30 protein-coding genes and 1 tRNA gene are annotated in these 25,532 nt (G+C 57.8%); 3 read left to right on the forward strand and 28 right to left on the reverse strand.

Annotated features, from left to right (window positions below; genetic code table 11):
- Position 1: 1 nt before the first annotated feature.
- Both BMX55_RS02180 and BMX55_RS02185 read left to right on the forward strand, forming a co-directional pair.
- Positions 2–1,009 (forward strand): class 1 fructose-bisphosphatase, encoded by a 1,008-nt coding sequence (locus BMX55_RS02180; protein ID WP_091452043.1) that lies wholly within the window; start codon positions 2–4, stop codon positions 1,007–1,009.
- A 10-nt stretch (positions 1,010–1,019) separates the two neighbouring features.
- A tRNA-Thr gene (locus BMX55_RS02185) sits at positions 1,020–1,095 on the forward strand.
- A gap of 1,325 nt (positions 1,096–2,420) precedes the next feature.
- Here the strand turns inward: BMX55_RS02185 and BMX55_RS02190 are convergent.
- The 16 genes from BMX55_RS02190 to BMX55_RS02265 form a co-directional block, all read right to left on the reverse strand.
- Positions 2,421–3,074 (reverse strand): hypothetical protein, encoded by a 654-nt coding sequence (locus tag BMX55_RS02190; RefSeq protein ID WP_091452046.1) that lies wholly within the window; start codon positions 3,072–3,074, stop codon positions 2,421–2,423.
- A 149-nt stretch (positions 3,075–3,223) separates the two neighbouring features.
- A complete protein-coding gene (locus BMX55_RS02195) occupies positions 3,224–3,463 on the reverse strand; it encodes a hypothetical protein (RefSeq protein ID WP_091452049.1) in 240 nt (79 codons plus the stop codon).
- Positions 3,464–3,665: 202 nt separating this feature from the next.
- On the reverse strand, positions 3,666–4,259 hold the full coding sequence (locus BMX55_RS02200; protein ID WP_091452052.1) for a hypothetical protein: 594 nt from the start codon (positions 4,257–4,259) through the stop codon (positions 3,666–3,668).
- Positions 4,256–7,066 carry a DUF927 domain-containing protein gene (locus BMX55_RS02205; protein WP_091452057.1) on the reverse strand — a complete coding sequence of 937 codons (2,811 nt, stop codon included), beginning with the start codon at positions 7,064–7,066 and terminating at the stop codon, positions 4,256–4,258. Before BMX55_RS02205 ends, BMX55_RS02200 begins: the two co-directional genes overlap by 4 nt.
- Positions 7,063–7,434, reverse strand: coding sequence for a hypothetical protein (locus tag BMX55_RS02210; RefSeq protein ID WP_091452061.1), 372 nt, complete (start codon positions 7,432–7,434; stop codon positions 7,063–7,065). Before BMX55_RS02210 ends, BMX55_RS02205 begins: the two co-directional genes overlap by 4 nt.
- A 10-nt stretch (positions 7,435–7,444) precedes the next feature.
- Entirely contained in the window at positions 7,445–7,636 is a 192-nt protein-coding gene (locus tag BMX55_RS02215) for a hypothetical protein (RefSeq protein WP_091452064.1), read from the reverse strand.
- Positions 7,633–7,911 carry a hypothetical protein gene (locus BMX55_RS02220; RefSeq protein WP_091452067.1) on the reverse strand — a complete coding sequence of 93 codons (279 nt, stop codon included), beginning with the start codon at positions 7,909–7,911 and terminating at the stop codon, positions 7,633–7,635. The genes BMX55_RS02215 and BMX55_RS02220 overlap by 4 nt, the downstream gene beginning before the upstream one ends.
- Positions 7,908–8,123 (reverse strand): hypothetical protein, encoded by a 216-nt coding sequence (locus BMX55_RS16340; protein WP_177172802.1) that lies wholly within the window; start codon positions 8,121–8,123, stop codon positions 7,908–7,910. Before BMX55_RS16340 ends, BMX55_RS02220 begins: the two co-directional genes overlap by 4 nt.
- A gap of 406 nt (positions 8,124–8,529) precedes the next feature.
- On the reverse strand, positions 8,530–8,796 hold the full coding sequence (locus tag BMX55_RS02230; protein ID WP_091452075.1) for a helix-turn-helix domain-containing protein: 267 nt from the start codon (positions 8,794–8,796) through the stop codon (positions 8,530–8,532).
- A 9-nt stretch (positions 8,797–8,805) separates the two neighbouring features.
- The gene (locus tag BMX55_RS02235; protein WP_245751210.1) at positions 8,806–9,351 is read right to left on the reverse strand and encodes a helix-turn-helix transcriptional regulator; all 546 of its coding nucleotides are present in this window, start codon (positions 9,349–9,351) and stop codon (positions 8,806–8,808) included.
- Between the two features lie 204 nt (positions 9,352–9,555).
- A complete protein-coding gene (locus BMX55_RS02240) occupies positions 9,556–9,873 on the reverse strand; it encodes a HigA family addiction module antitoxin (protein ID WP_091452078.1) in 318 nt (105 codons plus the stop codon).
- 12 nt (positions 9,874–9,885) lie between these two features.
- Complete coding sequence (locus BMX55_RS02245) at positions 9,886–10,224, reverse strand: type II toxin-antitoxin system ChpB family toxin (RefSeq protein WP_091452080.1); 339 nt, start codon at positions 10,222–10,224, stop codon at positions 9,886–9,888.
- On the reverse strand, positions 10,221–10,475 hold the full coding sequence (locus tag BMX55_RS16345) for an AbrB/MazE/SpoVT family DNA-binding domain-containing protein (RefSeq protein WP_177172803.1): 255 nt from the start codon (positions 10,473–10,475) through the stop codon (positions 10,221–10,223). The genes BMX55_RS02245 and BMX55_RS16345 overlap by 4 nt, the downstream gene beginning before the upstream one ends.
- A 142-nt stretch (positions 10,476–10,617) precedes the next feature.
- Positions 10,618–10,929 carry a HigA family addiction module antitoxin gene (locus BMX55_RS02255; RefSeq protein ID WP_091452087.1) on the reverse strand — a complete coding sequence of 104 codons (312 nt, stop codon included), beginning with the start codon at positions 10,927–10,929 and terminating at the stop codon, positions 10,618–10,620.
- A gap of 11 nt (positions 10,930–10,940) precedes the next feature.
- Positions 10,941–11,219 (reverse strand): type II toxin-antitoxin system RelE/ParE family toxin, encoded by a 279-nt coding sequence (locus BMX55_RS02260; protein ID WP_091452089.1) that lies wholly within the window; start codon positions 11,217–11,219, stop codon positions 10,941–10,943.
- Between the two features lie 354 nt (positions 11,220–11,573).
- On the reverse strand, positions 11,574–12,785 hold the full coding sequence (locus BMX55_RS02265) for a tyrosine-type recombinase/integrase (protein ID WP_091453119.1): 1,212 nt from the start codon (positions 12,783–12,785) through the stop codon (positions 11,574–11,576).
- 668 nt (positions 12,786–13,453) lie between these two features.
- Here BMX55_RS02265 and BMX55_RS02275 point away from each other — a divergent pair.
- Positions 13,454–14,482, forward strand: a complete 1,029-nt coding sequence (locus BMX55_RS02275; protein ID WP_091452097.1) for an SH3 domain-containing protein — start codon at positions 13,454–13,456, stop codon at positions 14,480–14,482.
- Positions 14,483–15,088: 606 nt separating this feature from the next.
- On the opposite strand, the gene BMX55_RS02280 is transcribed toward BMX55_RS02275, so the two are convergent.
- From BMX55_RS02280 to BMX55_RS02330, 12 genes are all read right to left on the reverse strand, one after another.
- Positions 15,089–15,424: a hypothetical protein gene (locus BMX55_RS02280; RefSeq protein WP_091452101.1), complete on the reverse strand. Its 336-nt coding sequence runs from the start codon at positions 15,422–15,424 to the stop codon at positions 15,089–15,091.
- Positions 15,425–15,437: 13 nt separating this feature from the next.
- A complete protein-coding gene (locus tag BMX55_RS02285) occupies positions 15,438–15,725 on the reverse strand; it encodes a BrnT family toxin (RefSeq protein WP_091453122.1) in 288 nt (95 codons plus the stop codon).
- A 120-nt stretch (positions 15,726–15,845) separates the two neighbouring features.
- Positions 15,846–16,802 carry a hypothetical protein gene (locus BMX55_RS02290; protein WP_143059562.1) on the reverse strand — a complete coding sequence of 319 codons (957 nt, stop codon included), beginning with the start codon at positions 16,800–16,802 and terminating at the stop codon, positions 15,846–15,848.
- Complete coding sequence (locus BMX55_RS02295) at positions 16,799–17,605, reverse strand: hypothetical protein (RefSeq protein ID WP_091452108.1); 807 nt, start codon at positions 17,603–17,605, stop codon at positions 16,799–16,801. The genes BMX55_RS02290 and BMX55_RS02295 overlap by 4 nt, the downstream gene beginning before the upstream one ends.
- A complete protein-coding gene (locus BMX55_RS02300; protein WP_245751212.1) occupies positions 17,605–20,370 on the reverse strand; it encodes a toprim domain-containing protein in 2,766 nt (921 codons plus the stop codon). The genes BMX55_RS02295 and BMX55_RS02300 overlap by 1 nt, the downstream gene beginning before the upstream one ends.
- A complete protein-coding gene (locus BMX55_RS16060) occupies positions 20,363–20,578 on the reverse strand; it encodes a hypothetical protein (protein WP_143059563.1) in 216 nt (71 codons plus the stop codon). The genes BMX55_RS02300 and BMX55_RS16060 overlap by 8 nt, the downstream gene beginning before the upstream one ends.
- Positions 20,579–20,973: 395 nt before the next feature.
- Complete coding sequence (locus tag BMX55_RS02310) at positions 20,974–21,174, reverse strand: MerR family transcriptional regulator (RefSeq protein WP_425432036.1); 201 nt, start codon at positions 21,172–21,174, stop codon at positions 20,974–20,976.
- 152 nt (positions 21,175–21,326) lie between these two features.
- Positions 21,327–22,004, reverse strand: a complete 678-nt coding sequence (locus tag BMX55_RS16065; protein ID WP_143059564.1) for a cupin domain-containing protein — start codon at positions 22,002–22,004, stop codon at positions 21,327–21,329.
- A 108-nt stretch (positions 22,005–22,112) separates the two neighbouring features.
- Positions 22,113–22,442: a helix-turn-helix domain-containing protein gene (locus BMX55_RS02315; RefSeq protein ID WP_091452116.1), complete on the reverse strand. Its 330-nt coding sequence runs from the start codon at positions 22,440–22,442 to the stop codon at positions 22,113–22,115.
- The gene (locus tag BMX55_RS02320; RefSeq protein ID WP_091452119.1) at positions 22,439–22,768 is read right to left on the reverse strand and encodes a type II toxin-antitoxin system RelE/ParE family toxin; all 330 of its coding nucleotides are present in this window, start codon (positions 22,766–22,768) and stop codon (positions 22,439–22,441) included. The genes BMX55_RS02315 and BMX55_RS02320 overlap by 4 nt, the downstream gene beginning before the upstream one ends.
- Positions 22,769–22,814: 46 nt before the next feature.
- On the reverse strand, positions 22,815–24,155 hold the full coding sequence (locus BMX55_RS02325; protein WP_091452122.1) for a tyrosine-type recombinase/integrase: 1,341 nt from the start codon (positions 24,153–24,155) through the stop codon (positions 22,815–22,817).
- Positions 24,156–24,454: 299 nt separating this feature from the next.
- A complete protein-coding gene (locus BMX55_RS02330; RefSeq protein WP_091453127.1) occupies positions 24,455–25,522 on the reverse strand; it encodes a DMT family transporter in 1,068 nt (355 codons plus the stop codon).
- Between the last annotated feature and the right edge of the window lie 10 nt (positions 25,523–25,532).

Raw genomic sequence — 25,532 nt, forward strand, 5'->3', positions numbered from 1 at the left:
TATGGCAAAACGAATCAGCCTGACCCGCTATCTGGTCGAACACCAGCGCGTAGATGGACTTATCCCCTCGCAACTGCGCCTGCTGCTCGAAGTGGTGGCCCGCGCCTGTAAGAGCATCAGCCAAGCTGTGAACAAGGGCGCGCTGGGTGGCGTGCTCGGCAGCGCCGACAGCGAAAACGTGCAAGGTGAAGTGCAAAAAAAGCTCGACATTATTGCCAACGAAGTGTTGATCGAGGCCAATGAGTGGGGCGGCCACTTGGCAGCGATGGCCTCGGAAGAAATGGACGGCATCTATGTCGTGCCCAACCGCTACCCGCAAGGCGAATACCTGCTGCTGTTTGATCCCTTGGATGGCTCCAGCAACATTGACGTCAATGTCAGCATCGGCACCATCTTCAGCGTACTGAAAAAGCCTGAAGGCGACCGGGGCGTGGAAGAAAAAGACTTCCTGCAACCGGGCTACCAACAAGTAGCGGCGGGCTATTGCGTCTATGGCCCGCAAACCACCTTGGTGCTGACTGTGGGCGATGGCGTGGCCATGTTCACCCTAGACCGCGAGCAAGGCTCGTTTGTCTTGACGCAAGAAAGAGTGCGTATCCCCGAAGACACCAAAGAATTTGCCATCAACATGAGCAATATGCGCCACTGGGACGAACCCGTGCGCCGCTACATTGACGAGTGCCTGCAAGGCAAGGAAGGCCCACGCGGCAAAGACTTTAATATGCGCTGGATTGCCAGTATGGTGGCCGATGTGCATCGGATCATGACCCGTGGTGGCGTGTTCATGTACCCTTGGGATAAGCGCGAACCCAACAAGCCGGGCAAACTGCGCCTGATGTACGAGGCCAACCCGATGGGCTGGCTGGTAGAGCAAGCGGGTGGCGCTGCCACCAATGGCCGTCAACGCATTTTGGACGTTCAACCTACGCAACTGCACGAACGGGTGAGCGTGATCTTGGGCTCCAAGAACGAAGTGGAGCGTGTCACTAGCTACCATCAGTCGGTATAATGACGCCTTCGCCGGTGTAGCTCAGTCGGTAGAGCAGCTCATTCGTAATGAGAAGGTCGGGTGTTCGATTCATCTCTCCGGCACCATAAAATCAACAACTTAGCCACTCTTAACCGGGTGGCTTTTTTGTTGGGCTAGCACGGGGCTAGCACCAGAAAAAAATGGGGACTGTTTGTTGCGCGAATCTGACAGCTTTTTGCCGTAGCTCTGTCGTTAAGCCAGCCCCAAAACGGCCCATGCCTTTACCGCAACTGGTGACGCTGGCCTAGGCAGTTGCTCCACGGCGGCCAGCACCACATTGGCGGATACCGCTCTTGAGACCTCATTCGGATTGACGCGCGACAGTGGACGGCGTACAAATGAGTGCAGCCCGGCGATAGGGGCGAACCTTGAACTAGCTTGCTGGTCAGGCCGCCCATAGGAATCCTGGGCTGCTTCGTCGTTTTGGGCCATTGCACAGCCGGTTCACAACCCCCGGTTTACAGCCCCAAAACGTGTAAACCAGTTTGTAAACTGCCCCAACTGGTTAACGGTTAACTGCCCCCAAACCACGTTAACCACGGCGTTAACCTGAGTGGCAAGGGGCCAGCGCCGATACTTCACGCCACTCGCTTAACACCCCAAAATCTTGTTAAGCAGCCTGTTAAGTAAGTGCCCTGTTGGCACCTCTTGCCCACTAACCACGGCGCTAACCTGCACCACGCTAACCAAAGTACGCACTCAGAAATAGCGCTTCCGTGCGTACCGGGCTGCGTACCGTGGCCTTGCGTACCAACTTCGTGCCTACCCTTGCAGTCGGCATCTACTCCCAGAAGGTGCAGTTTCGCTGCGCACCTGCCTGCGCACCACACTTTGCGCACCAGCTCAAAAATGCGGGTTTCCGTGGAAACCTGCTTGGAAACCCCCAGTTTGGAAACCGGCCCTAAATATGCGGCTTTGGCTTGTAACCTTGCCTGCAACCATTGCCTCTGTAACCATCCTGAAAATGCCCGATTCCTTGGATACCAAGTTGGATACCTTGCCCTTGGATACCACGCAAACGCTTGTATCTCTGCTATTTAATAAATAGCGCTGGGCTGGCCTGCACCGAACGTGACGGGAAAGATTTCGGCACGTTCACAGCGGCGTTGTGCTGGATACCTCTTGGCTACTTTTGGCAACCAACAGCGCCACCGCCAAAAGCAAAATCCGGCACTGGGCCGGGCTGGGTAGGGGTCAGATTTGGAATCTAATCAAGACTGCTGGGCCACCACAGTGGTATCCAGTCACGGCGGTAGCGACCCACCTTTAATTGGTTAGCCTCAACCTATCGCCGAATCAACAAGGATTGAACGCTACGGATTGGCCTAGCAGGGCAACGTGACAGACGGGAATCGACCCAAAGCGGATGTTTTCGCAGACCGAGGAGGACTTATATATCCTGAAACTCTGGCAAGAAAGTGTATTCGCGAATGGTATGGATGCCAGCACCTCCAAAATCAATAGAGAAGCGGGTACACATTTGAAGCACGTCATTCACAGCTTTCAGCGCGTGCTGCGCAGACTCCATGTAAGCGACCTCAAGTGCAACAACTGCCTCCAGAACGCCGAAGTAACGAGGTGTGATTCTTGCATTATCAAGCTGAGCAACATCCAACCGTTCTGCGAAACGCCTCAACGCTTCGATCCGGTGCGCCATCACATCGGTTCGGGCAGGCGTCTCGACGATGCCGCAAGTTTTGGTTAAGTCTTTCTGGATTCCAGTGGACACATAGCGTATGTATCCAATAGCGGCCAAAACAATGGCAGTGTTTCTCAGACGTCTTTCGTATTCCTCGCATTCTCTTTTTTTACGCTCCCTGTCAGCTTGCGTATGTGCAAGCCATACAGCTGCACCAATCGCTGCAACCGAGCCAATGGCTTGTACCCACGCAGCAGCATTCGCTCCCGAGAGTAGCCCCCGCGCAGCTGGCCAAGCAATAAGAAGAAGTAAGAGAACTATTGAAATGACAACACTGGTGCCAACAACCATCTGTGTAACGGTGGGTGGCGCATCCTCGGAATCTGGAGTATTTTCTTTGTGCATCTTGAAAAGTGTACTGTTGCACCATGGCGTAGTTGGAAGACCTCAGCAACCGCCCGTGCCCAAGCTGTAACCCTGAGTTGCGCCGTCCTACGACCAGGTTCTCCAGTACGGCATCCATCTCGTTGCAGTCAAACATTTCGTACGCGGGGTCATGTAGCGCGCAGCACGGCCTTGGCCTCGTCGCGGGTCTTGGGCCGGATGGTTGCCATGCAGTGGAATAGGTAATCCTCTCTGGCGGCATCACCAGTCTGCACCACTTGACGCAACCACAGTACGGCGTCCAAGTCGTCATCACCCGTTGCGGCTACGGGCTGGGGCGGTGCAACCGGGGTTTGCAGTGCTGTGCAATGGCTGGCTACCGGGTCAGGCAGCCGAAAAAACTCGCGCACAGTTTGGGGTTGTCGCGGGTGATGCCAGAGTGGCTACTGATGGCCTTGACGGTGCCTAGAGGGATTCCAATGGGTTGAGATACCGCCTTGGCCGATTCCGTGCGGCGCAGCGCCAGCACCTAGGCGCGTAAGTGGTCAGGGATGGATGACCGGGTGGGGGCGCTTGCAACCCCCGGTTGCGATGTGTTCATCATGGTTTGGCTCATTTTGCCGCTGCCTGTTCGTAGGCGGAATGCAGTTGCTGGCCTTCGGTGCAGCGGGCGCTGTGCCCCCCACTGCGGGCGGCGGCCTTGCAAGTGGGGCAGCTCCAGTGATGGGCCTGATAGGTGCGGTCGGCTACGTTCCAAGGCTGGGCCACATGGAACTTGGGCAGTGGTTTGGGGACTGGCGTCTGCACTGGTGCCTTTGCTGGTGCTGATGCTTGCATTGGTAGCTGGCTTTGCAGGTAGCGCTGCAAGTCGCCACGCAAGCCGGGCGGTGTCTGCTCGATGTCGGTGCGCCAGTCTTGCCGGGCCTTGTCACTGGCACCAGTTCGATCACACAAGGCCATCGCCAGCGCCAGCAGCGGGGCAATGCCGGGGTCAGGCGCTGGGGGTGATGGCGTCCAATCTGAGGGCGATTTCTGATTTTCACTCTGCCCTCGTTCTTTTTTTGGGGCTACCGGGGCTACCGGGGCTACCGAAGCGTTTTCCCCTCTGAGGATGTCATTTTTTTCGGTAGCCCCGTGCAAAGTCTGCGGGGCTACCGGGGCTACCGGAACGGCTTTTAGGCGTTCCATCAGGCTAGGAACGGTCATTCTGTCGCCTCCGCACCATCGGGATACACTTCATAAAACTTCAGGTTTCGCCCTGCAATCTTGCGCTGGCGCTGGCGTTTTCCCCCTTGCCCGGCTGGCCCAATCAGCCCGGCGGCCTCTAGGTAGGCCAGTGCCCTGCCGAAGTCAAAACCCTTCAAGGCTTCGCGCATCCCGGCCCCAATGAACAGGTACACGCGGCCTTGGTCGGTCTTGCGCCAGTATCCAGCCCGGTCACGAATCAATGGGGCGCGTGCATCCTCTGTGGCGTCGGCATCGCTAAATCGGCTGTCGCCATGCTTATCAATGAAGTCGGTCACGGCCTGCACAATCTGGCCCTGTTCTGCATTCGCGCCCGTCTTGTCAGTGCGCAGACTGCGCCACGCCTGAAAGCCCACAGCAGCAGCGCAGATAGCTTCGCCTGCGGGCCAGCCGGTAATGCCGTAGTCGGTAGCCAGTTCGCCCGCCATCGCCAGCACGGCAAAGCGGCCTGCAACCCGTTGTTCTTGCCCTTCGCCGTCGGTGCTGAATTCAGGCCGGGCGCGTATAGCGGCCAACAGTTCGCCCAAGTCGCTATCTTCGGTTGCCAAACGCTCTAGGAAGGCCCGGCCAGCGTGCCCGTAGTGGGTGGCGGCCTCAGTTTTGAGCGCGTCAGACAAGGCGCGAGCGCTGGGGTGGTGGTGCAAGGTGTCCCAAGCGCCAAAGGCACGCGGCGCACATGGCACATCAAACAGGCGCACCTGTTGCCCGGCCTTGATACGGTAGCCACCCTCGGCCATGCTGGTACCTATGCTGTATTCGCCATTGGAGATAACGGCGCAGCGCCAGCGGGTCAACTGCCTACCGCCACCGTGCCGGGTAGCCCGTTGCTTGCCTTGTCCGTTCCCCAGCATATAGACCACTTCGCCCACGTCCTTCGGGTCGCATTCGCTGATTTCATCCAAGGCCAAAAGGCAGTCATTGAACATGGCGGCAGCAGCCTCTAGCCCGTTGCTGGTAGCGCGCCAGCTTCGTTTGTAGCCCTTGCCACCCCAGACACTGCACGCGGCTTGCAAGATGCTGGTCTTGCCCGTGGAACTGCCACCGATAAAGTGGGGGCCACCGTTTTCGGCATGGACTTTTGCCAGCACTGGCCCAGCAAAGGCCGCACACAAACCCAGCGCCAGCATAGGATTGCCCACCGCCATAGCCGCTATGCCAGCTTGCCAGCCTTGCAAGGTGCCAGCAGTGCCGTATTCACCACTGGCGCGGTCTTCAGACTGATAAACCACGTCGGCAGCTTGTGGGCCAATCACGGCATCGGGCAGAACAAAGGCTTTGCATTTGGCATCTACCCAACCCGTTTGCGCCACGCATTGCAGGTGCTTATTGGGGTGCTGGCTTTGCAGGTACATCGCCAGTGCTTGCCTAGCGTTGGGACTCAAGTCGGCCCCCATATCCAGCAAGATAGAACGCAGCTCGATACCGTCACCGGCCAGCATACGCATAGGCATGGCCCACTCTACCCAGTTGCCACGCCGGTTTTTAATGCGCAGCATTTGCCCATAGCTGCCGTCGTGTGCATCCGAAGTAATGGCTTCAACGTGCATCGGGCTGCATATCCATTGCTGGGTGGGCACCAAGGTAGCGCTATCGCCCTTGCCCACCGACTTCATGGCGAAAAGCCAGACACCGGGGCGAAACTTTTGCCCGTCTTCACTGTGCCAGTCTTCAAACACCACATAGGCCGGGCGTTCGTTTTCGGCGGGTATCTGGCTGGTGCTGGCCTTGGTATCGGTGGGTGCTGGTGGTGGCTTGGTGGGCTGGGTGGCCGTAGCCAATAGGTCGGCTAGGGCTTGGGGGCCATGCGCTTGCAGGTAGTCCCAAGCGTCCGTGTTGTCCTCCCAGTCGCCGGGCAAGGGCACCACGGCGCAACCTAGCTCTTTGGCCGTCTTTTGGGCTTGGGCTTCCTGCCCTACGTCTGGCACCAGCACCGGCCATGCTTGCGGGTGGTGCTCTATCACCGCCTTGGTCACTGCTGTGGTGCGGCCTACGCCAAAGGTCACTACCGCTGCGGTGCCCGTGGCCTGATAGATGGCCCATGCCGCGCCTATGCCCTCCACGATATGCACCGGCTGGCCTGCCTGTATTTGGCCGATAACGTGGAACCCTTGTGCGCCCGTGTCGGTTTTAAAGTGGTAGCCCCTCAGATTCGGCTTTTCAAACTGGGGTGAACCGTCGGGCTTGGTGCCCACTTGGGCAACGCACTGCACAGTGAGCAACGCACCATCGGGCAAGCAAACAGGCACCAACAAAGCACCGGCCATGCTGTGGCCTTTCAGGCGCAGCGGGTCATTGTCTGGCAGCACGCGCAAACCCTCCAAGGCCGGGCCATCGGTCACACCTTTGGCAATGCAGTAGGGGTGCTGGGCTGTGGCTGGCGCTGCCCGCTCCCAGATATTGAGCAGGTCGTACACCGGGTTTGGCGGCTTGGGCGCTTCGGTGGGGGCTGGCGCTGGTGGGGGCGGTGGTGTCCTTTTCTGGGTGGCAGCGCCTGTCCGTGGTGCCTTGGGCGCGTTCCATCCATCACGCTTTGCCATGCCGTATAGGGTAGCAACACCAATGCCGCCTTCTTTGGGTGGCAGACTGTTCCAAGTGGAACGGCACGCGCTGGCATCGTAGGTGTCACCCCCACGGCTCCATTGGTCGAACGTGTCGAATTCAATCCCAGCGGCACGAACGGCGGCGCAGACTCTGGCCCAATCCTCACGCGGCATATTGGGGCTAAGGTGGTGCAAGGCACTGATAGCCTTGTCAAGTTCATGGGTCATACGCTTACCCCCGCTTGCTGCACTGCGCTGGCTGGCACTTGCTGGATGTATTTTTTAGGAAGGTGAAAGACCGCAACATGGCGGCTACGGTTACGGCGCGATGGCTCCGGTACCGTTACCTTGTCGATAGGCCAGCCCAATTTTTTGAGCCTCCCCACTGCGGCGGGTAGCCGGGTGCTCTCGGTCAGTTGGCGAAACCGTTCCACAGTGACAAATTCGCCAGCAATGAACAGTTCCAAGGCGGTGTAGTCGCCGGTGCCCATGTTGGGCCAGCGTGGTGCGAACGGTGGCAAGGGGATAGCAGGCAAATCCATTTGCACGGGCACCCCGGCGGCGCAGCTTGGGCGCTGCATTTGGTTTTTAGTCATGGCTGGCGTCCTACTGGGTCAGGTTCGGCGTCTGGCTGGCGATGAACTCACGCAGCACGCTGCGGGCGGTCATCAAGTCAACCATGCGGGCGGCAGCATCAGCAAAGCCGGGGCTGTTCAGGCTGCGATGTTCGGCAAGGTCAGTAGCCGCATCGTCCAGTTCGGCATCCAGCCACGCCAAGTAATCGGTGGTGGTGCTCATACCTCCTCCGACTCGTTCAACAGGCGTTGCAGCCGGTCGTTGACGTGAGAAAGCACGTTGGGCAAGGTGTCGTGGTGTGTGTCCCAATTGCAGGGCGCAACTACACGGGCGTTAATGCGCTCACTCACTTCTGGGTACCAGCGACGAACCTCGTCGATACCCTCTAAGGTGCGGCGGGCATCAGCAGCAAAGGCGGCCAGCGTGATGATGTCGTTGAGGTTTTGCAGTTCGCACCACGTTTCAGCGTCCAGCGTTTTTTTGGTGATGGTGCTCATGCTGCCACCTCCATGACTTGCAGGGCCTTGAGCAGTTGCACGGCCTTGCGGCGGGCGGCTGGCAGGTTGCCACGGCGGATATAAAGGCCAGCCAGCGCGGATGCGTTGATGGCTTCAAGCAAGGCGAATGCTTGGGCTTCGGTGGGGGTGGTGCCCGTGGTGGGCGTGTGGATGGGCGCAGCGCAGCGGCTGGCCACGGGGGACGTGGTCATGGTTTCGGCTCCTAACTGAGACGGCAAACCACTCGGGCCAGTGTTCAAGCTGTACCGGGTGGGCTGGGTGGTTGAACAGGTGCAGTTAGTCACCCCCCGCACCTCACGGATACGGGACACCCAGCCCAAAACCATCGCGCCCCGGAAAATTCGGGAACGCATGAAAACTAGGCATGGCAAAGCCCCGCTATCGTGGGGGCCTTGGACGCTAACTGCGATTTGTTCAACTTTGGTGTGTTCAGCACCGTGGCGGACTGTAGCACGGGCCTGCACGGTGGTACAAGCGGCCAGCGCCAGCCGATTGACGGCCCGCATGGTGGTGGCAGAATGCAGCTTGCTTAATGCGGCGCTCTCCATTGCCTTCGGGTGGTGGGGGGCGTTTTGCTTGGTGTGCATCTTTTGCCCCCTACACCGTAGCGCCACTGACGCGGCACCGTTGCTGCAACCAATCTTCCAAGTCGGCGCGGCGATAACGCACGTTGCGGCCTACCTTGAGAAAGGGCAGTTTGTAGCGGCCTGTGCTGCGCCAGACAGACAGCGTTCCGGGTGACAAGTCCAGCACGGCGGCGGCTTGCCTTTCGTCCAATAGCTCCTTGGTAGGTTCGATCAGGGCCTGAATATGCGGTGTGGGCGTGGTTACGCCTACCGGGTGGGCGGTATTGATTGCTTGCATAGTGGCCCCTTACAGCGAAGCCACTAGGGCGCGAATATCAGCGGCACGCCATGCAACGGCACGGGTGGCAATCTTTACGGGTGGGGGGTATATGCCAGACTTCACACCAGCAAACCAAGTGCGTTTACTGACCGGATAGCGCTGTAACACCGTGGGCAATCGCCACAGTTCAAATTCTGGATTATCGGGAGGGGGTGCGCCAGTACGAGTTACCGCATTGCACGGTGGGGCGCGAAGGGGGGATAGGCTAGGGGATGGTCGCCACCCGTCGGGGTCGCCGTCACCATCCCCGCCATCATCATCGTCGGATGATGCTTCGGGCGCAGCGTCGGTGCCAGTGGCTTCGGTGCAAGCCGATTCGGTAGTGGATACACCACCTCCGCCGGATTCTGGGAAGCCGTTGGTAATGGCGTTCTTAACTCCTTCAAAAATAGAAGGAGCTGTACGGCGGCAAGTATTCTGATGGCGGTGGTTTTGGGTGCCGTAGTCCCCCATGAAAGCCAACGCCGTAGATTCGCCACCAATGCCAAAGCCGATATATGTTGCAGCAATCATATCTCTGTTCATGTTTTCCCTTTCACGCTGCTAAGAAGTGCAGCGCGGGGCAAATATACCCGAAGCCGTAGGGCACTACACCGGCATGGCAAAGCTCCCAGCACCAGATATGCAAGGTTTATCCAAGGGGGCAGCACGCTCAAATGTCAGGTTTTTTTAGGTTTTGCACCCAGCACCAGCAAGGCAAAAGCCACGGTCAAGGGTTTAGGCGTGCACCATTTGCGGGGCCGGTTGAACGTGCATAGGCGTGGCCTTAAATCGCTGCTCGACTTGCCACACGTCATAGGCGCTTTGTTCTGCCAGCCACAACCGGGCTTCGCCACCACGTTCTACCCCCAGCCATGCCTCTATGCGCAGCGCCATTTCAGGCGATACAGCAGCGCGGCCATTCAATACGCGGGACAAAGTCACGCGGGATACGTCCAATTGCTGGGCAGCTTGGGTAACGCTTAGACCCAAGGCGGGTAATACATCATCGCGCAGCGTGAGGCCGGGGTGCGGTGGGTTGAATATGCGGGGCATGGTGCTTGTCGGTTAATCCAGCAAGGCAGCAAGCCGGGCGCGTACTTCCTCAGTAATGTGGTCTGGTGCCCGCTCTATCCAACGGGCACGGCGGGCGCTGGCGTCAATCATGCGGAACTGTTGCACCAGCACAATCCCCGCTGTTTCAGTCCCTGCCCCGGTCAGGGATACCGCCATACCCACAGCACGGGCACCCTGTCCGCCTTGGGTAATGGGGCACACGCCTATCAAGCCCAATCGGTTAAAGGCTTGTGGCGTCAACACCAGCGCCGGGCGGTGGCCTTGCTGTTCACGGCCCAAAGTAGGGTCAAAGGTCAGGGCTACGATGTCGCCACGTTCAAACACCTTCACAGTGCCACCTCACGGCCTGTTGCTGGCATGGTGTCCCAATCGGTATCCAGCGCCAGCGGGGCGTCACCTTGCATAGCAAGCACCTGCTCTAGCGTGTAGCTACGGCGGGCAGCGGGTGCCACGATGAGGCGGCCCTGTTCCGCGTCTAGGCTCACTGTGTCGCCAGCGTGTAAGCCCAAGGCACGGGCCAGCTTTTGCGGGATGGTCAGGGCGATGGAACCGCCTACGGTGCGAAGGGTAGAGGTGTGCATAGTGGTTGCTCCAAAAGTTGCACACAGTTTAACTTTTTGGGCGTTTTGGCGCTGGTGAACGGCGGCATACACACCACGGCACCAGCGGGAAGGGGTACCAGCACCAGCAAGGGCAAACAATGGCACCGGCTGGCGCTGTCGGTCAGGCGTGGGCCAGCTTGGGCGTGTGGCGTTGGATGCGTGCCAACACGTCCGACATGGCATCTTTGGCGCGAAGGATGTCGTAATCGGTTTGCAGGTTGACCCAGCTTTGCGCGTCGGTGCCAAAGAAGGCAGCAAGGCGCAGCGCGGTATCGGCGGTAATGGCGCGTTGCCCCTTCACGATCTCATTGATACGCCGGGGCGGTACCCCGATAGCCTTGGCTAGGGCGTATTGACTCAGGCCCATAGGGGACAGCCATTCTTCTTGCAGCACTTCGCCGGGGTGGGGCCACTTCAGTTGTTCATCGGTCATTGCATTGCCTTTCAGTGGTAATCGGTGATTTCTACCCGGTGGGCGCGGCCATCGCACCAGACAAAGCACAGCCGCCATTGCTCGTTTATGCGGATACTGTGCTGGCCTTTTCTGTCGCCTTGCAGGGCCTCTAACCGGTTGCCGGGGGGCACGCGCAGAAAGTCCAATGTGGTAGCAGCGTTCAACTGCGCCAGCTTGCGTAAGGCCACGGCTTCAATGTTGGCAAAGCGTGGCACCCGGCGGCGCAGAAATAGCGCGTGGGTGTCTGCACACTGGAAGTCTTGAATCATGCCTTAGATGATAACGTATGGCGTTATTGATTGACACAAAAAGCACCAGAAAGGGCAAGAAATGGGCTTTCGGTAGCCCCGGTAGCCCCGCAAAAAATCCAAGGGGCTACCAACTTTTGGGCCTGTTTTCCCTCTGTGGAGGGGTCAAGGTAGCCCCGGTAGCCCCGGTAGCCCCAAAATAAATACAAGTCGCGCGAGAGTTTTCCCAAGCTGGGCCACTTGCACCAGCCGTAGAGGGTTGCCCTTGCTGGTACTGGGTGCCCTTTCTTGCCTTCGCTGGCGCTGGTGGCCCCAGAAAGGACAAACCCGGCGCATGGCCGGGCTGGTGGTGGGGTGCTGGTGGTTCGTGCGGCCTTAGGCGGCCTTTGCTAACAGTGGCACCACTTGGGCAGGCTGTTTTAGGCCAGCGGCTTCCATCATTGCGCTGGTGGCTGCATTGACCGACTGGCGTACCGGGTGGAGGTCAAGGCGCGCATAGATGCCGGTAGCGCGCTGGGTCTTGTGGTTCAGGCTCTTACCAATGATGGCTAGGCTGGTGCCTGTGCGCGCTTGCCAGCTCCCCAGCGTGCGGCGCAAGTCGTGAACGCGCAAGCCCTCGATATTGGCCGCTTCCAACAATCTAGCCCATGCCCGTTTGGGTTCCACAATATGGCCGGTACTGCCTGTGCCGGGGAAGACGTAACCGCTACTGGTGCCCTCGGACAAGTCCTTGCGTTGCTGCAACACGGCCACGGCTTCGGGGCTAAGGGTCACATTCTGGGGCGTGCCGTTTTTGGTCATGGCAATGCGCCAAAGGCCAGCACCCATATCAATGTCTTGCCAGCGCATAGAGGCCACGTTAGCGCGGCGTGCCCCCGTCAACAGTGCCACCATAAAGAAGTCGCGCATGGTGGGGTTGGGCATATCGGCCAGCGCCTGAAAGAACCTTGCCAGTTCGTCCGATAGCAAATAGCGGTCACGCTCGATAGGTGGGTTCTTCTTGATACGTTCCGCCGGATTGGGGCCAGCGAAGTGCTCCATATCCTTCATAAACGAAAACACCGCCGACACCAGCGCCACACACTTATCGGCTTGGGCTGGGCTGCCCTTGGTGACACGGGTATGGGTGGCCTTGATTTCGGTGCGCTCGATGGCCGATAGCTTTTTGGCCTTGATGCCATCCATGTGCAAGCGCAACAGATCGCCGTAATCCTTTTTGGTCTTGGCACCGATAGGCGTGCCGTCACGCTTGCGCTTGTCCTTGAGGAAAATCTCTAACGCTTCGGCAAAGGTGGGTTCTTCCTTCAATGCACGCTTAACCGCTGCTGGATTCGCCCCAGTCGCAAACTCTCCCAGCACCTTGCCAGCTTCGGTGCGGGCCTGTTCCACGGTCATATCCGGGAACGCTCCCAGCTTGAACCATGCCATGCTGGTGCCAGCACGCTTAATCACATAGAAAGTCTTGGCCCCAGTCGAGGTAACACGAACGGCCAAAGCCGGAACCTTGGTGTCGTAGATGGTTTTGCGTTGCCGGGCTAGCGGTAGCGCAACGGCTTGCAGCAATGTTTTGGTTAAGTGCTCTCTCACAATGGGGCCTTTCTGGGCTAGCACCGGGCTAGCACTGGGCTAGCAGGAACGGTTAAAAATGGGGTGGTTTGGTGCTAGCCCGTTAAGGTCATTCTATGGTTAAGATGTTGTTTTATAAAGGAGCGTTAAGGTAGGGCAAAGATGGTAAAACACCCGGCCCACAGATTCGTAATGAGAAGGTCGGGTGTTCGATTCATCTCTCCGGCACCAATAAAAACAACAAATTAGCCACTTCTTCGGGAGTGGCTTTTTTGTTGGTCGTGCTGGTGTAGCCACTGCGTAGCCACGGGTACATGGTTTTTGCACTTTTTGGCCCACATTGCCAGCTCAGTGCAGCATTGACGGGGCGACTCTTTTGATAGTGCTGGCCGGTGGGTTGGGGTGTCCTGCTGTACATGGCCAACAGCACTAGCTTAGGTACTTGAAGCGCGCACCTGTTTTCTGCGATGTACCGGGTGTTCCAGTAGGATACGTGGGGGGGGGTGCAGTCCGATTGCAGAACTCGCCAGCGGGCACAAGCTAGCTGGGCAACCATCGGGCACATCGAACCCTTGCAATGCAGCGGTATAAGACGAAACTTTCGTAGTAAGCGCTGGATAGACACCAGAAGCCTTTGTCAAGCACCATCACCCCAGAGCTTCAAAATCACCTCTGTGCGGAATCTTCCAATGAACATCACTCACTTCACCTTCGCAGATATGCTCAAGAAGACCGAGCTCCAGCAACTTCAAGAGAAAATTGAACGTCAGTTGGATCCATTCCGTCAAATTGAGGCCATGCAACGCCTAATGCAGAGGCATTCACCGGAATACCTATCCAAAGACCTAGCAGGTCAAGTCGCTTCGTATCAGAAAGCTCAAGAAATGCTTGAGGGTTCAATGACTCACAAGCGCATTGAAGAATCAATCCTCGCAGCACAGGGCGAGCGCATGATGGAAAAGCTGTTCCCTAAAAGCGTTTTATCCAGTTTTAGTCTGGGTAACGACGCTGTTCTACGAGCGGCTGGGCTGATAGAAAACCCAATCCTGCAAGCGACAAAGATGGAGCTCGCTGGACGCTTTACCACTCAGTATGAGCAGCTTCTAGGGTCAGCCTCCACACTCAGGACAATCGAGGATGTTCAGAAATCGCTGGATCGCTTGTGGCCAGCGCTCAGTGATATGAACCTTGGACGATTCGAGTTCAGCGAGGAAGACGAGCAGGAAGCTAGGCAGGTTGCAGAATCCACGACGCTGATAGCCGCTCAACAGGCGTCCATGCGGGATGCCCTTGAATACATTGTTAGCACTATTCAAGCGGAGAAAAATCCGACTGTGCAGAAAAGGCTGTATCAAATTTTCGTCTGGCTGATGCTAACGCTATTGGGAGGCGCTATTCAAACAGTCATGGGCTACCACGCGCCTTCAGTGTTAGGGGGCAGCCCACAGGCAGCAAAAAAGGAAATACAGGAAAGCGCTCGCGTCGCCGTCCCATCAGTGGTGCTGCTGGAAGAGTACCGTTACGTTTCAGCGAAGACGCTTGTTGTTAGACAGAACCCAAGAGCTAGATCGCCAGAGGTCGGCCATCTGCCCTTCGGCAGAACGGTGAAGCTACTGAAGAAGGAGGGCGATTTTTCTTTGATCGCATGGACTAATCGGGAGAGCGGCACCGAGATCCACGGCTGGGTTTTTTCGCGATACCTTGGCAAGTTCAACTGACCCACCCAGTGGCTAGTGCTGGTTAACGTAGGCTGGTTAACGCCCCAAAATCGCGTTAACCACGGCGTTAACCTGAGTGGCGTGGGGCCATGCCGGTGCTTAACACCCCCAAATCGCGTTAAGCACGGTGTTAAGCAACAGGCCTTTCGCGTCCTGTCACCGCTACCTTTTTACCACCCACACCGCGCTAACCACGGCACTAACCTGCACCACACTAACCAGACAAGTACGCACCCAGAAAGTGCGCTTTCCGTGCGTACCATGCTGCGTACCGGGTCTTGCGTACCAACTTCAACCCCACATTTGCAGTCGGCACCCACTCCCAGAAATAGCGCTTTCGCTGCGCACCGGTCTGCGTACCGCAATCCTTGCGCACCAGTTCCAAAATGCGTATTTTCTTGGAAACCTGCTTGGAAACACCGGCCTTGGAAACTTGGCTTTGGCTGGTAACCGCTGCTGGTAACCAGTGCTTTGGTAACCATCCTGCAAACGCTCAATTCTGTGGATACCGCTCTGGATACCTTGCCCTTGGATACCCACAGCGCCATCGCCAAAAGCAAAACCCGGCGCAATGGCCGGGTTCTTCATCAGGATGGCATCGTGGGCCTACGCAACTTTTTTCCACTCTTCAAGCTGGTGCTCAACCTCTACGGCCTTAGCCTCGTGGTGTTGTAGCACTTCACGCATCAGTTCGGGCAATGCGCGTTGCAGGATGTCACGCATCAGCGGTTGATACCCGACACCGTGGTGAGCGCCAATCAGCTTGTAGCCATCAATCAACTGTTTGGGTAGCCGGATGGAAATGGCTTGTAGCCCCAGACTGGCATCAATGGCAGCTTCCATATCGGCGGGCGCTGGTTTGGTATGGGCTGGGCTGGCCCCCAAGGTGCCCGATTCCCATGCTTGATCTGTGCTTTCAATTTTTGGCGTGGTTTGCTTCATATTTACTTCCTGTTTAGCGGGCTTGGGTTTCGTATAGCCGTTGAATTTCTGCACTTGCATCGTAGGCTGAGCGCAAATGCACTAAGCCATCGCGGAAGATGAAGATGATCTTGAGCAACCTTCCGGCATTGGTCGGGGCCACGAACCACAGGGTAGGCGGGTCGGTGCGGTGTTCTTCTCTATCGTCCATCAGTAGCAGGCCACACTTGTTTTCAAAGCACTGCTCCACTTCGCGGCGCATGACGTTATGTTTGGCCTTGAGCTTTTCCAAGACCGCTTCCGAGATACGAAGGTTCTGCATGTGCTTTGGATGTTGATTCCGGTTCATCTTACGCTATTTGTATATACATGAAGATCTGAAAAAACAAACCCCGACGCATGGCCGGGGCTGGGTGGTGAGTATTGCAACCGGGGGTTGCGCCTATCCAATCAAGTTATCCAAGATGGCGTCAACGCCTGTCCTGTCCATGCGCTCGTGGTCGGCCAGATAGCGCAGTATCGACTTGGCTTCCTGCCTGCTCTTGGGTCTGAGCTGGCCCATGCAGCAGAACAGGTAATCCTCTCTGGCGTTGACTTCGGCGGGGCCATCGCCGCAACCGGTACCCCAGCCATCGCGTAGGCGGTAGAGACCATCCCAGAAGGCCAGCTCATAGAGACAGTCACTCAAAGTGTGCGGTGCCATATCTGCCTGAGCGGCAAAGGCGGCATTGGTCAGGGCGATGTCGAACTGCCAAATGCTTTTCTCTTGCTTGGGCACCAGCGCCAGTGCATCTAGGCAAAACTGCTCTTGGGGCAAGGTGGCAAATACCGCATCGACACTGCCAAAGCGGGCCAGTGCCTCACGCTGGTGGGCCTGTTTGTCCAACGTGCGCTCGGCCAAGCCTTTGATGTTGGCAAAACCAATGCTGCCAAACACTGCACGCATGGTGTCGCCGTTGGACACGCGCATCAGGTAGTCGCCATATCGCTTCTCCAAGTCCTTCTCTAGCGTCTTTATGCGCTGGGCGGCCTGCATGGCTTTGGCTATCAGGGCTGCGTCCCCAGTCTGCACCACTTGGCGCAGCCACAGCACCGCATCCAAGTCGTCATCACCCGTGACGGCTACGGGCTGGGGCGGTGCAACCGGGGGTTGCAGTGCTATGCAGTGGCTTGCTGCTGGGTCAGGCAGCTTGAAGAACTCGCGCAGCTTGGCATTGTCCCGTGTGATACCTGATCGGCTACTGATGGCCTTGACGGTGCCTAGGGGGATTCCAAGGGCTTGAGATACCGCCTTGGCCGATTGCGTGCGGCGCAGTGCCAGCACTTGGGCGCGCAAGTGGTCAGAGATGGATGACCGGGTGGGGGCGCTTGCAACCCCCGGTTGCAATGTGTCCGTCATGGTGTGGCTCCTTTTGCCGCTGCCTGTTCGTAGGCGGAATGCAGTTGCTGGCCTTCGGTGCAGCGCTGGCTGTGCCCATTGCTTCGGGCGTAGGCTTTGCAGGCGTCACAGCTCCAATGGTGGGCTTGATATGTCTTGTCTACCTCATTCCACGGCTGGGCAACATGGAACTTGGGCAAGGGCTTGGCCGGGTCAGTCTTGGCAGCAATGAAGCGCTCACGGCTTGCGGCCTCGATATAGGCGTCACTCAGGCGCTGGCCTTTGGGGCACTTGGCACCCGTGCGGCATTGCTTGCAGGCCCAATAGTGAGATTGATCGGCGTGGTCGGCATCGCGCCATGTGGGTGCAGGTGCTGGTGGGCTTGGGGCTGCCACCACGGCGGGCGGCATGGCCTTGGGCATCAAACCTTGCAGCAGTGCCAGCAAGTGGCCCCGATTTTCTGGCGCGGCCTGCTCAATATCGGCGCGCCAGTCTTGCCGGGTCTTTTCACTGGCCCCCGTTCGATCACACAAAGCCATCGCCAGTGCCAGCAATCGAGCCATGCCGGGGTCAGGCAATGGTGCGGGCGGCGTCCAATCTGGGGCGGTTGCCGGTTTTGACAGCAGTTGCACCAATTGAGGTTTACACGCCCTGATGTCTTGCGCCAATTGAGCAATGCCAGCACGGCACCCAACGGCGTGCAATTCGCCACCAGACAAGGCCAGTTTCACGCCCAAGGCTTGCGCCTTTGCCAGCACTTGGGACGCGGTCAGGGCATCACCTTTTTTTATCTTATGGCCCAGATGGTAGGCAAGGGCGGCCATCAAAATGCCACCTCGATAACTTCATCGTCACCGCCTTGGGCATTGGGGGATAGTTGATCTACCAATGTCCTGAATGTCCTAATGTCCTGCTCATGTCCTGCCGTGGTGGCATTTTTGCCTAAATTTTCAGCAAAAACCGGGGTTTTGGGGCTGGTTGCAGGACTTGCAGGACTTGCAGGACATTCAGGACTTGGGGTCGTCAACTTTCCCCCGCTGTCGCAATCCTTCACGCTCCATTTCACGGTGCCGCCTACCTTGCCCAAGGACTTCACTTCCACGCCGATATAGCGCAGTGATGGTGCGGCGCGGCGCAGTGCATCGCCAAAGCCTTTGGCACTTTTAGGCCATGCGTCGGCGCCTAGGGGCTTGAACTTTTCCACTTCAGTCAGTAGCACCTTGGCAGACATTTCCGCGCTGGCGTTAAACCGGCTCTCGAACCATTCCAGCAATGCGGTCGCCACCGGGCTGGAATCAATGGTGCGGGCAATGCTTTCCTGCCGTGATGCGTGGAACTGGCGCAGAAACTCGCCAGCCGGGGCACCTAGGGCGCGCTCCATTGCTACACCAAGCCGGGCAAAACCCGCCATACGAATGTTTTCGCCATCGGGTAGCCGGGTGCTGGGAAGCTCCTTGAGGGTCTGGGCCATAAGTAAAAAAAGCCCTGCCACCAAGGACGGATAAGTGGCCTCAAATTCGCGCTGAATGTCGCCATCCTCACGGCGCTGGTGTAAGCGTTGCGGCTCGATGCAGATACTGCGGTCGATCAGGTCATGGGCAGTAATGCTGGCCGAGATGCCGTTAATCACCACGGGCCGGGTGACGTTGATAACGCTTTCATCCGCGTCGGTGTAGTGCTTGCGTTTGGCGTAGCCCCCGCCTGTAGCCAGCACGCACAGTGCATCCTGCATGGGTGCAGCGAGGTGGCTCACGTTTTCGAATGAGACTACCCAGTTCATGCCAGCACTGACAAATACATCCTCTACCGACTTGGGCGGGCTTCGTAGGTTGCTGGCGTTGGGGTCAATCAGCATCCGCAGATAGCGCTGTGTAGTGCTTTTGGCGCTACCGGCCTCCCCTACCAATTCCAGCACCGGAAAAACGCTGTCGGGGCGCAAGCATTCCAACAACCACGCCAGCACCAACAGACGCGCATCCTCTGGCACGTTCACAAAGTTCCAAAGCTGGCTTACCTCCCCCACGGTAGGCGTGGGCAATGGGCGCATGGTGTCCGGGCGCAAAAAACGCACCGGCGGCGCTTGCACCAGCTCCCAGCGTCCCGCCTCGATTTTGGCAGCCATGCTGCTACCGGGCTGGGCTAAATCCACATAGATAGCGCCCTCATGGGAAGCCGCACGGATATGCACCGCCTTTTGTTCGCCGTCGTGCTGCGCCAGCCCATCCAACACTTGCAGGGCCTCACGCACGGATTGATCCCGTGCGGCCTTGCCAGAGGCTTTGTAGAACTCGGCCATCAGCCAGCTTTTGAACTTGCCACCGGTCAGACGGTAGGTTTCTTGGGCGCTATGCACCAGCGCAAAGCTATCCCTGTTTTCATCGTGGAACAGTTCGGTGCGCTCCAATACAAAGGCCACCAACTGGGAAGACAAGCTATCTTTGCTATCAGTATCTTGGCTGTCGCTATTTTCCAATGGCGCGAAGTCGGTCGCATAGGCTGGCAGTTCTGGTGACGCCGATTCCACGGGCGCAGCGGCATCTATCAGGCGGGCCACTGCATCCGGGCCTTCCTGTTGGTGCAGGTCGTTGAAATCCATCTTGCGGCTTGGGTCTTGGCTACTGACAGCCAGCGCCAGCACGCCAGCCACGGCTTGGGCGGCTTCGGTAGCCTTGGTCAAGCCGGTATTAGGTTCATCGGGCTTGATGTCGTTGTCTGCGGCCAAGATCAGCTTGGTATCTAGGTGCTTGGTGCGCAGTGCTTGGGCCACGGGCAATAGGTTGCCAGCGTCAAAGGCCACCACCACGGGCAAGCCGGTAGCCTCATGGATAGATGCCCCCGTGGCGAAGCCCTCACAGATCACCAGCACCGGGCCGGGCTGGCCTAGGGTGTAGAAGCATCCCTTCTTTTTGCCATCGGTCAGGAAGCGTTTGTTGCTCTTGCTGTCGAGGTCAGTCCCAATTGTTTGCAAGCTGTGCAGCGTCCCTGCTGTATCGCGCATGGGCACCAGCAACAGATTACCTTCTACGCGCAAGCCGTGGGGTTGCACGCCTTTGGCTACTAGGTAGGGGTGATCGGTCGAGGCGGGTTTTGCAACATCCCAGCGGGCCTGTGCTGTGGCTTGGGCCTGTTGCCGGGCTTGTGCCTGTGCGGCATCGCGTGCGGCTTGGGCGGCCTTCACACGCTGGCGCATCGCCTGCTTTTCGGCTTCGGTCAGGGCGTTGTCTGGCTTGCTGCTCCACGTCTGGGACAGGCCCTCACGCCAGCATCCAAAGACGCCAGCGGGCACGCCATCCAAGTGCAAGACATACCAGCCCGATTTATCGCCGCGCTTGCCGTTGGAGCTGAAACGGTGCATGGTGCCATCGGGTTCTATGGACTCAGGCGGGGTTAGGCCAGCGGCCATGATGGCACTCAGGAATGCAGACTCAGGGCGTTCTGTAATGGTGGGCACCACTGCCACCGGGGCGGCCTCTATGGCTGGTGCTGTCAGTGTGGGCACTTCGGGCAATGCTTCTACCGAAGGTGCCAGCACTGGCATATCGCCAAAAATGTCAGCCTGTAGATCGAACGATTGTTGCTGTTCACGCATGGCCGGGCACCTCCAAAACTTGCAGGCTTTTGAGCAGTTGCACAGCTTTGCGGCGGGCGGCGGCCACGTTCCCTTTGCGCAGATAGAACGCTGCCAAGCTGGCGCTGGTGGTGGCCTCTAGCAGGGCGTGGGCTTGGGCTTCGGTGGTGGTGGGGATGGTCGGGGCGGCCTTGGACGTGGGCGCAGTGCGGCCCATCAATGCGGTCATGGTTTCAAGTTCCTGTTTGAACTGTTGAAAACCACTCGGTGCAGTGTTCAAGCTGTACCGGGTGGGCTGGGTGGTTGAACAGGCGCAAACAGTCACCCCCCGTACCTTGCGGACACGGGACACCCAGCCCGAAACCATAGCAATCCGGCAAAAACCGGAGCGCTGGAAATATGGGCATGGCAAAGCCCCGCTATCGTGGGGGCCTTGGACGCTGTTTGCGATTTGTTCAACTTTGGTGTGTTCAGCACCGAGATTGATTTTGCCACAGCTCACACCAGTGGTGCAGGCCAGCGCCAGCAACTTGACGTACGGTGCAGTGCTGGCAAAATGCGTCTTGTCGGCGGCGCTCTCTTTTGCCTTTGGGTGATTGAGGGCGTTTTGCTTTATGGGCATCTTTACACCCCCAGTAAGGCGCGTAGGTCTGCCGTCTTCCACTGCAAACGGCCATGCACGCGGATAGGACGCAGCGGCCCATTCTCTTTGCAGGCCCAAATGCGTAGGGTCTGGGGTGAACGGTTGAGGTGCTGGGCGGCTTCGGGTGTCGGAAGTGCTGTGCGTGTTTCTTGCGCCAGCGGTTGGATTGTCTTCATTGCCATCTAAAAACCCTTTGGTTCGTTGTAGATGGTTGTGAATTATTCTGGCGCAAGCTCCCTTGCGGTCAAGGCGCAAGCCTTATTGCGTGTGCAGCCTATTGATTTTTAAGCGTTGATTTGCCCAAAGCGCAAGGGGTTGCGCAAGGGGGTTGCACCTACTTTGTCCGTTGATTAAACGCGCTGTAACCCTTGGGCCGTGGCTCTTTGCTGGGCAATAGTTGTCGGATACGTTGCTCTGTTACCCCAAAATGCAAGGCGGCTTTCTTGGTGCCATGCTCCTGTCGATAGGCCGCCAATTCTGCACGGGCTTGAGGTGTCCATCGTTTTTGCGCTGACGCTGGGAGCATGGACTCATCTGCTACGCCAGCAGGGGCCGCCAGCGCCAGCAATTGCGCTAATTCGTTGGGCGCTGGTGTCGATAAAGTGGCATTATTGAATGGAAAATCAGGAAAGCAACCACGGGAAATAGCCCATGCAATTACTTCATCTGGCCTGAATCTAGGTTCAAGATGATGCTTATACCTAGGTGCGGTGTAGTGTGCAATCGGCGTCAGTTTTCCCGCTGTAATTGCATCCTCAATCATTCGAGGCAAGCCAACATCTTCCGGAACTGAGCGAATCACATGCGCTTCATTTTTATCTTCAACCAAAAACGTGCCATCCCCTAACTCATGGGTGACTTTGGTTTTCAATTCAAGAAGACATACATTCAATGATGAAGGCGGGTGGTCGCACTCGTCGGGCCATTCGCCATTCAGCAGACATTGAACTTCGCTGAAGCTCCATAAATCGCAATTGCGCCAGTATCCGGCGCGGTCGTTCTCGTAGCCCATGTGCATCCTCCCGAATGCTGCAACCCGCAATAGGTGCCACCAGCAAGCCAGCGGGAGGTCTGGCGGTTCGGTCGGATTGCAGCCCTTCCTAGCTGGTGGCGTAACTGGTCAGGCGTGGGCTGGTGTCTTGCGTGCAGGGCGGCGGGTGGGTGCCGCCTTGGGCTTGGATACCTGAATGGTCGGGGCCATGCCTGCGGTAGCGGCCATATCCATCAGGGCATCCAGCGAGAATAAATTTACCTTGCCGCGCATCAGGTCAGAAATGCGCGGCTGGGTAACGCCAAACAGGGCGGCGGCTTGGGCTTGTGTCATACCTTGCTGGCGGATGGCCTCGGTCAGACTCATCATCAGGCTGGAGCGGGCACGCATACTGGCCGCTTGCTGGGGCGTGTCCTCAATGGCATCCCAAATGCTGGTAAATCGCTGTGCTGTGGTCATGGTGCAATTTCCTTCATTAAGTCTTTGAGCCGTTTTTGGGCCAAGTCAATATCGCGTTTGGCGGTCTGCTGAGTCTTTTTCTGGAAGCAGTGCAGCACATAGACGGCATCGGCCAGCTTGGCTAGGTACACCACACGGAATGTCCCAGCCTCATCCCATATCCGAAGCTCCGTTACGCCCTGCCCAATACTGGGCATGGGCTTGAAGTCATCGGGCGGCAATCCATGCTGCACGCGGTCTAACTGATACCCGGCCTCTCGCATGGCACTAGGCGGAAAACCGCGCAAGTCGTCCAAGGCAGTGCCCCTAAACTCAATTGGTTTCATGGGTAAAAGTATATTTGTTTTTGTATATCACTAGGGCCACTGGGTACTACACCACAGCACGCAGCTTGCCCGGTTCGATGGTGCTGTCCAACTGCACCCCAGCCAAGTGCAGGATATGGGCCTCTATCTGTTCTAAGAACGGGCGCAGCGCATCCACACTACGCGGCCTGTAGCCTTCGGCGGTGGCGCTGGGTTTGTGTCCCATCACTTGGGCAATGGCCCCCGCTGGTGCACCTGCCGCCTCTCCCAGTAGCGAAAAGCTGCGGCGCAACCCATGTAAGGTAAGGTGTTCAATGCCAGCACTTTGCAAGGCTTTGGCATGGCTGGCGCGGGTGTCGGTAATGCGTCCGGCCTTGCCCGTGCTGGCAAAGACATACGGCCCCACTCTGGGCAAACCGTGCAGTAACTGCGCCAGATAGGGCGATAGCGGTATCGTTCTGGTGCTCTCTACTTTGTCGGCAATGGTCAGTTTGCGCCACTGAAAATCCACATCCTGCCATTTGAGCGCGGCCATTTCTTCACGGCGGGCACCCGTCAATAGCAGGGCACGAAGGTAAGCACTGGCAGTACGGTTGCCAAGCTGCTCAACACCCAGCCACCAGCCGGGCACCTGTGCCGCCTCTAAGGCATCGGTGCGGCGCTTGGTGCTGGGCAGGTTCTCTACGATGGCGGCGGCTTTGGCAGCTTCACGGTCGGTGAGGTTGCGGTACTCAGGCCGGGTACAGCACCAGCGAAGGAAGCCTCGGAACATCATCAATGCGCGGGTGGCTTGGTGTCTGCCTGCCACGGCTTCACGGTCAAACCAGATTTTGAGCGTGTCCTCGTTGACGTTTGCCAGCGCCAGCGCCATGAGCGGGTGCAGCGGGCCGGGTCTTGTCACCCCTTGACCGCGCTTTTTTTCTATTCCACCGGGGCTGGCCATCGCCTCTAGGTCGGCACGGTAGCCGGGCTTCCAGTTGTCTTTGCGCTTGGGCCTGCCCTGCTCTAGGTACAAGGGCCACAGTTCACCCACGGTCAGAACTTGGGCTTGCTTGGCAGCTTTGGCGGCTTCGCGGTCTGCCTGTTGCTGTCGCTCTATCTCTCTGGGGTCTTGCCCATTGTCCAACACCACGGCTAGGCGACGCGCTTCGGCGCGTGCTTCCTCAATAGACCATGTGCGAACGTCCCCGATGGTGCGGCGGATGGTCTGGCGCTGGAGCTTGCGTTCAAACACATAGGACTTCGCGCCCGTGTTGGTTACGCGCACACGCAAACCGGGGGCCTTGGTATCTCTGAGGAACGCTTGCGCCTTCACGTCCGTGCGACACGTCAATCGGTCGATGGCACCTGCTGTCAGTTCGATGGCTTGGGTAGTGTCTGGCGTGTCGGCTTTTTTGGGGCGGGCCATGCGGGTTCCTTCGGTGGTGTTGGCTACACCAGAACCCGTGTAGCCACTGTGTAGCCACTTTTTGGCTATTTTGGCGAATATTCATCAACACTTGGCAGACTTCGCCAGTGGAGAAAAACATCTAATATATTGATTTTTATGGAACAAACCAACAACAATCAACACTCCGGAATCATTGTATCCCATCATTCGTAATGAGAAGGTCGGGTGTTCGATTCATCTCTCCGGCACCAAACAATGGCCCCTGATTTGTAAAAATCCGGGGCTTTTTTGTTGCCCGCCGCTCGTAGCTGTACCCATTAATCCTCCACATGACTATGCCGGTGGTGAATATCAGGGTAATGGTGGTGAAAATGGGTCAGTAACCCATGCCGATGGGTATGTGCATGGGGCTTGTTTACATCCCAAACAAAATCATGAACATGCTGATGGTGCTCATCATGGCGATGGTGGTGGGTATGCTCCATCGGGGTATGCGTATGGAGGTGAATATGCCGCTCGTGCAAATGCAGCCAGACTCCCAACGCCATCAGGGCTGCAGCGGGCCAGAACATCGGCGGCAGTTGTCCAGGCCAGAGGAGCATCGAGAGGATGACGCCAAACAAAGGCGCAACTGAAAAATAAGCCCCGGTTCTGCTGCTACCCAACAGACGCAAGGAGACGACAAACAAGGTCAAGCTCAAGCCATAGCTGGCAAAGCCCAACAACACGGCAGCGCCTAACACCCCGTTGGCAGGCAACGTGTCACCAGACAACAGGCCCAAACTGGTATTGAGTGTGCCAGCCACCAAGCCCTTGAGGCAGGCCACCAGCATACCGTCGTTGGCAGAAACCTTGCGGGTCAAGTTATTGTCCAGCGCCCAACATAAACAGGCCGCCATAATGAACAAAGCCCCACTGGAGAGGCTCACCTGAGCGGGCTGCCACGACAGCAGCACGCCTCCGGCCACAATCGCCACCATGCCCCACACAATATGCCGGTCAGCATTTTCTTTGAACACCACCCAGGCAATCCATGCCGTGAACACGCCCTCCACATTGAGCAGTAAAGAGGCCGAGGCGGCCTCAGTGGAGCGCAACCCAACCAGCAACAGCACCGGCCCCAGCACCCCGCCAAAACCAATCGCCGCCAGCAACCAAGGCCACTCTGGGGCAGGAATAGTCCACAGAGCAGGGGGGTTTTTAGTAGATGACGGCATCCAGTACCGTATGCACAACAACACGGCCAGGCCCAACCCACTGCCCAAATACAACACCCCGGCCAAAAGAAACGGCGGCATATCGGCCCCCAACAGCTTGGCCAAGGGGGTGCTGGCACCAAACAACAAGGCAGCGAAGAGAGCAGGCAAAGCAGATCGCAAAGACATAGGCATTTTC

Source organism: Giesbergeria anulus, from assembly GCF_900111115.1.
GTDB classification, from domain to species: domain Bacteria; phylum Pseudomonadota; class Gammaproteobacteria; order Burkholderiales; family Burkholderiaceae_C; genus Simplicispira; species Simplicispira anulus.

Coding starts and splice junctions, on each gene's coding strand:
- BMX55_RS02230 (WP_091452075.1), bottom strand. CDS start 8,796: ATGCAAGCAATCAATACCGCCCACCCGGTAGGCGTAACCACGCCCACA.
- BMX55_RS02180 (WP_091452043.1), top strand. CDS start 2: ATGGCAAAACGAATCAGCCTGACCCGCTATCTGGTCGAACACCAGCGC.
- BMX55_RS16065 (WP_143059564.1), bottom strand. CDS start 22,004: ATGGGCTACGAGAACGACCGCGCCGGATACTGGCGCAATTGCGATTTA.
- BMX55_RS02285 (WP_091453122.1), bottom strand. CDS start 15,725: ATGCAGAACCTTCGTATCTCGGAAGCGGTCTTGGAAAAGCTCAAGGCC.
- BMX55_RS16345 (WP_177172803.1), bottom strand. CDS start 10,475: ATGCACACCTCTACCCTTCGCACCGTAGGCGGTTCCATCGCCCTGACC.
- BMX55_RS02260 (WP_091452089.1), bottom strand. CDS start 11,219: ATGATTCAAGACTTCCAGTGTGCAGACACCCACGCGCTATTTCTGCGC.
- BMX55_RS02255 (WP_091452087.1), bottom strand. CDS start 10,929: ATGACCGATGAACAACTGAAGTGGCCCCACCCCGGCGAAGTGCTGCAA.
- BMX55_RS16340 (WP_177172802.1), bottom strand. CDS start 8,123: ATGACCACGTCCCCCGTGGCCAGCCGCTGCGCTGCGCCCATCCACACG.
- BMX55_RS02310 (WP_425432036.1), bottom strand. CDS start 21,174: ATGGCAATGAAGACAATCCAACCGCTGGCGCAAGAAACACGCACAGCA.
- BMX55_RS16060 (WP_143059563.1), bottom strand. CDS start 20,578: ATGACCGCATTGATGGGCCGCACTGCGCCCACGTCCAAGGCCGCCCCG.
- BMX55_RS02190 (WP_091452046.1), bottom strand. CDS start 3,074: ATGCACAAAGAAAATACTCCAGATTCCGAGGATGCGCCACCCACCGTT.
- BMX55_RS02320 (WP_091452119.1), bottom strand. CDS start 22,768: ATGAAACCAATTGAGTTTAGGGGCACTGCCTTGGACGACTTGCGCGGT.
- BMX55_RS02210 (WP_091452061.1), bottom strand. CDS start 7,434: ATGACTAAAAACCAAATGCAGCGCCCAAGCTGCGCCGCCGGGGTGCCC.
- BMX55_RS02215 (WP_091452064.1), bottom strand. CDS start 7,636: ATGAGCACCACCACCGATTACTTGGCGTGGCTGGATGCCGAACTGGAC.
- BMX55_RS02240 (WP_091452078.1), bottom strand. CDS start 9,873: ATGCCCCGCATATTCAACCCACCGCACCCCGGCCTCACGCTGCGCGAT.
- BMX55_RS02330 (WP_091453127.1), bottom strand. CDS start 25,522: ATGTCTTTGCGATCTGCTTTGCCTGCTCTCTTCGCTGCCTTGTTGTTT.
- BMX55_RS02290 (WP_143059562.1), bottom strand. CDS start 16,802: ATGACGGACACATTGCAACCGGGGGTTGCAAGCGCCCCCACCCGGTCA.
- BMX55_RS02280 (WP_091452101.1), bottom strand. CDS start 15,424: ATGAAGCAAACCACGCCAAAAATTGAAAGCACAGATCAAGCATGGGAA.
- BMX55_RS02325 (WP_091452122.1), bottom strand. CDS start 24,155: ATGGCCCGCCCCAAAAAAGCCGACACGCCAGACACTACCCAAGCCATC.
- BMX55_RS02315 (WP_091452116.1), bottom strand. CDS start 22,442: ATGACCACAGCACAGCGATTTACCAGCATTTGGGATGCCATTGAGGAC.
- BMX55_RS02220 (WP_091452067.1), bottom strand. CDS start 7,911: ATGAGCACCATCACCAAAAAAACGCTGGACGCTGAAACGTGGTGCGAA.
- BMX55_RS02295 (WP_091452108.1), bottom strand. CDS start 17,605: ATGGCCGCCCTTGCCTACCATCTGGGCCATAAGATAAAAAAAGGTGAT.
- BMX55_RS02300 (WP_245751212.1), bottom strand. CDS start 20,370: ATGCGTGAACAGCAACAATCGTTCGATCTACAGGCTGACATTTTTGGC.
- BMX55_RS02235 (WP_245751210.1), bottom strand. CDS start 9,351: ATGATTGCTGCAACATATATCGGCTTTGGCATTGGTGGCGAATCTACG.
- BMX55_RS02200 (WP_091452052.1), bottom strand. CDS start 4,259: ATGACCGTTCCTAGCCTGATGGAACGCCTAAAAGCCGTTCCGGTAGCC.
- BMX55_RS02205 (WP_091452057.1), bottom strand. CDS start 7,066: ATGACCCATGAACTTGACAAGGCTATCAGTGCCTTGCACCACCTTAGC.
- BMX55_RS02275 (WP_091452097.1), top strand. CDS start 13,454: ATGAACATCACTCACTTCACCTTCGCAGATATGCTCAAGAAGACCGAG.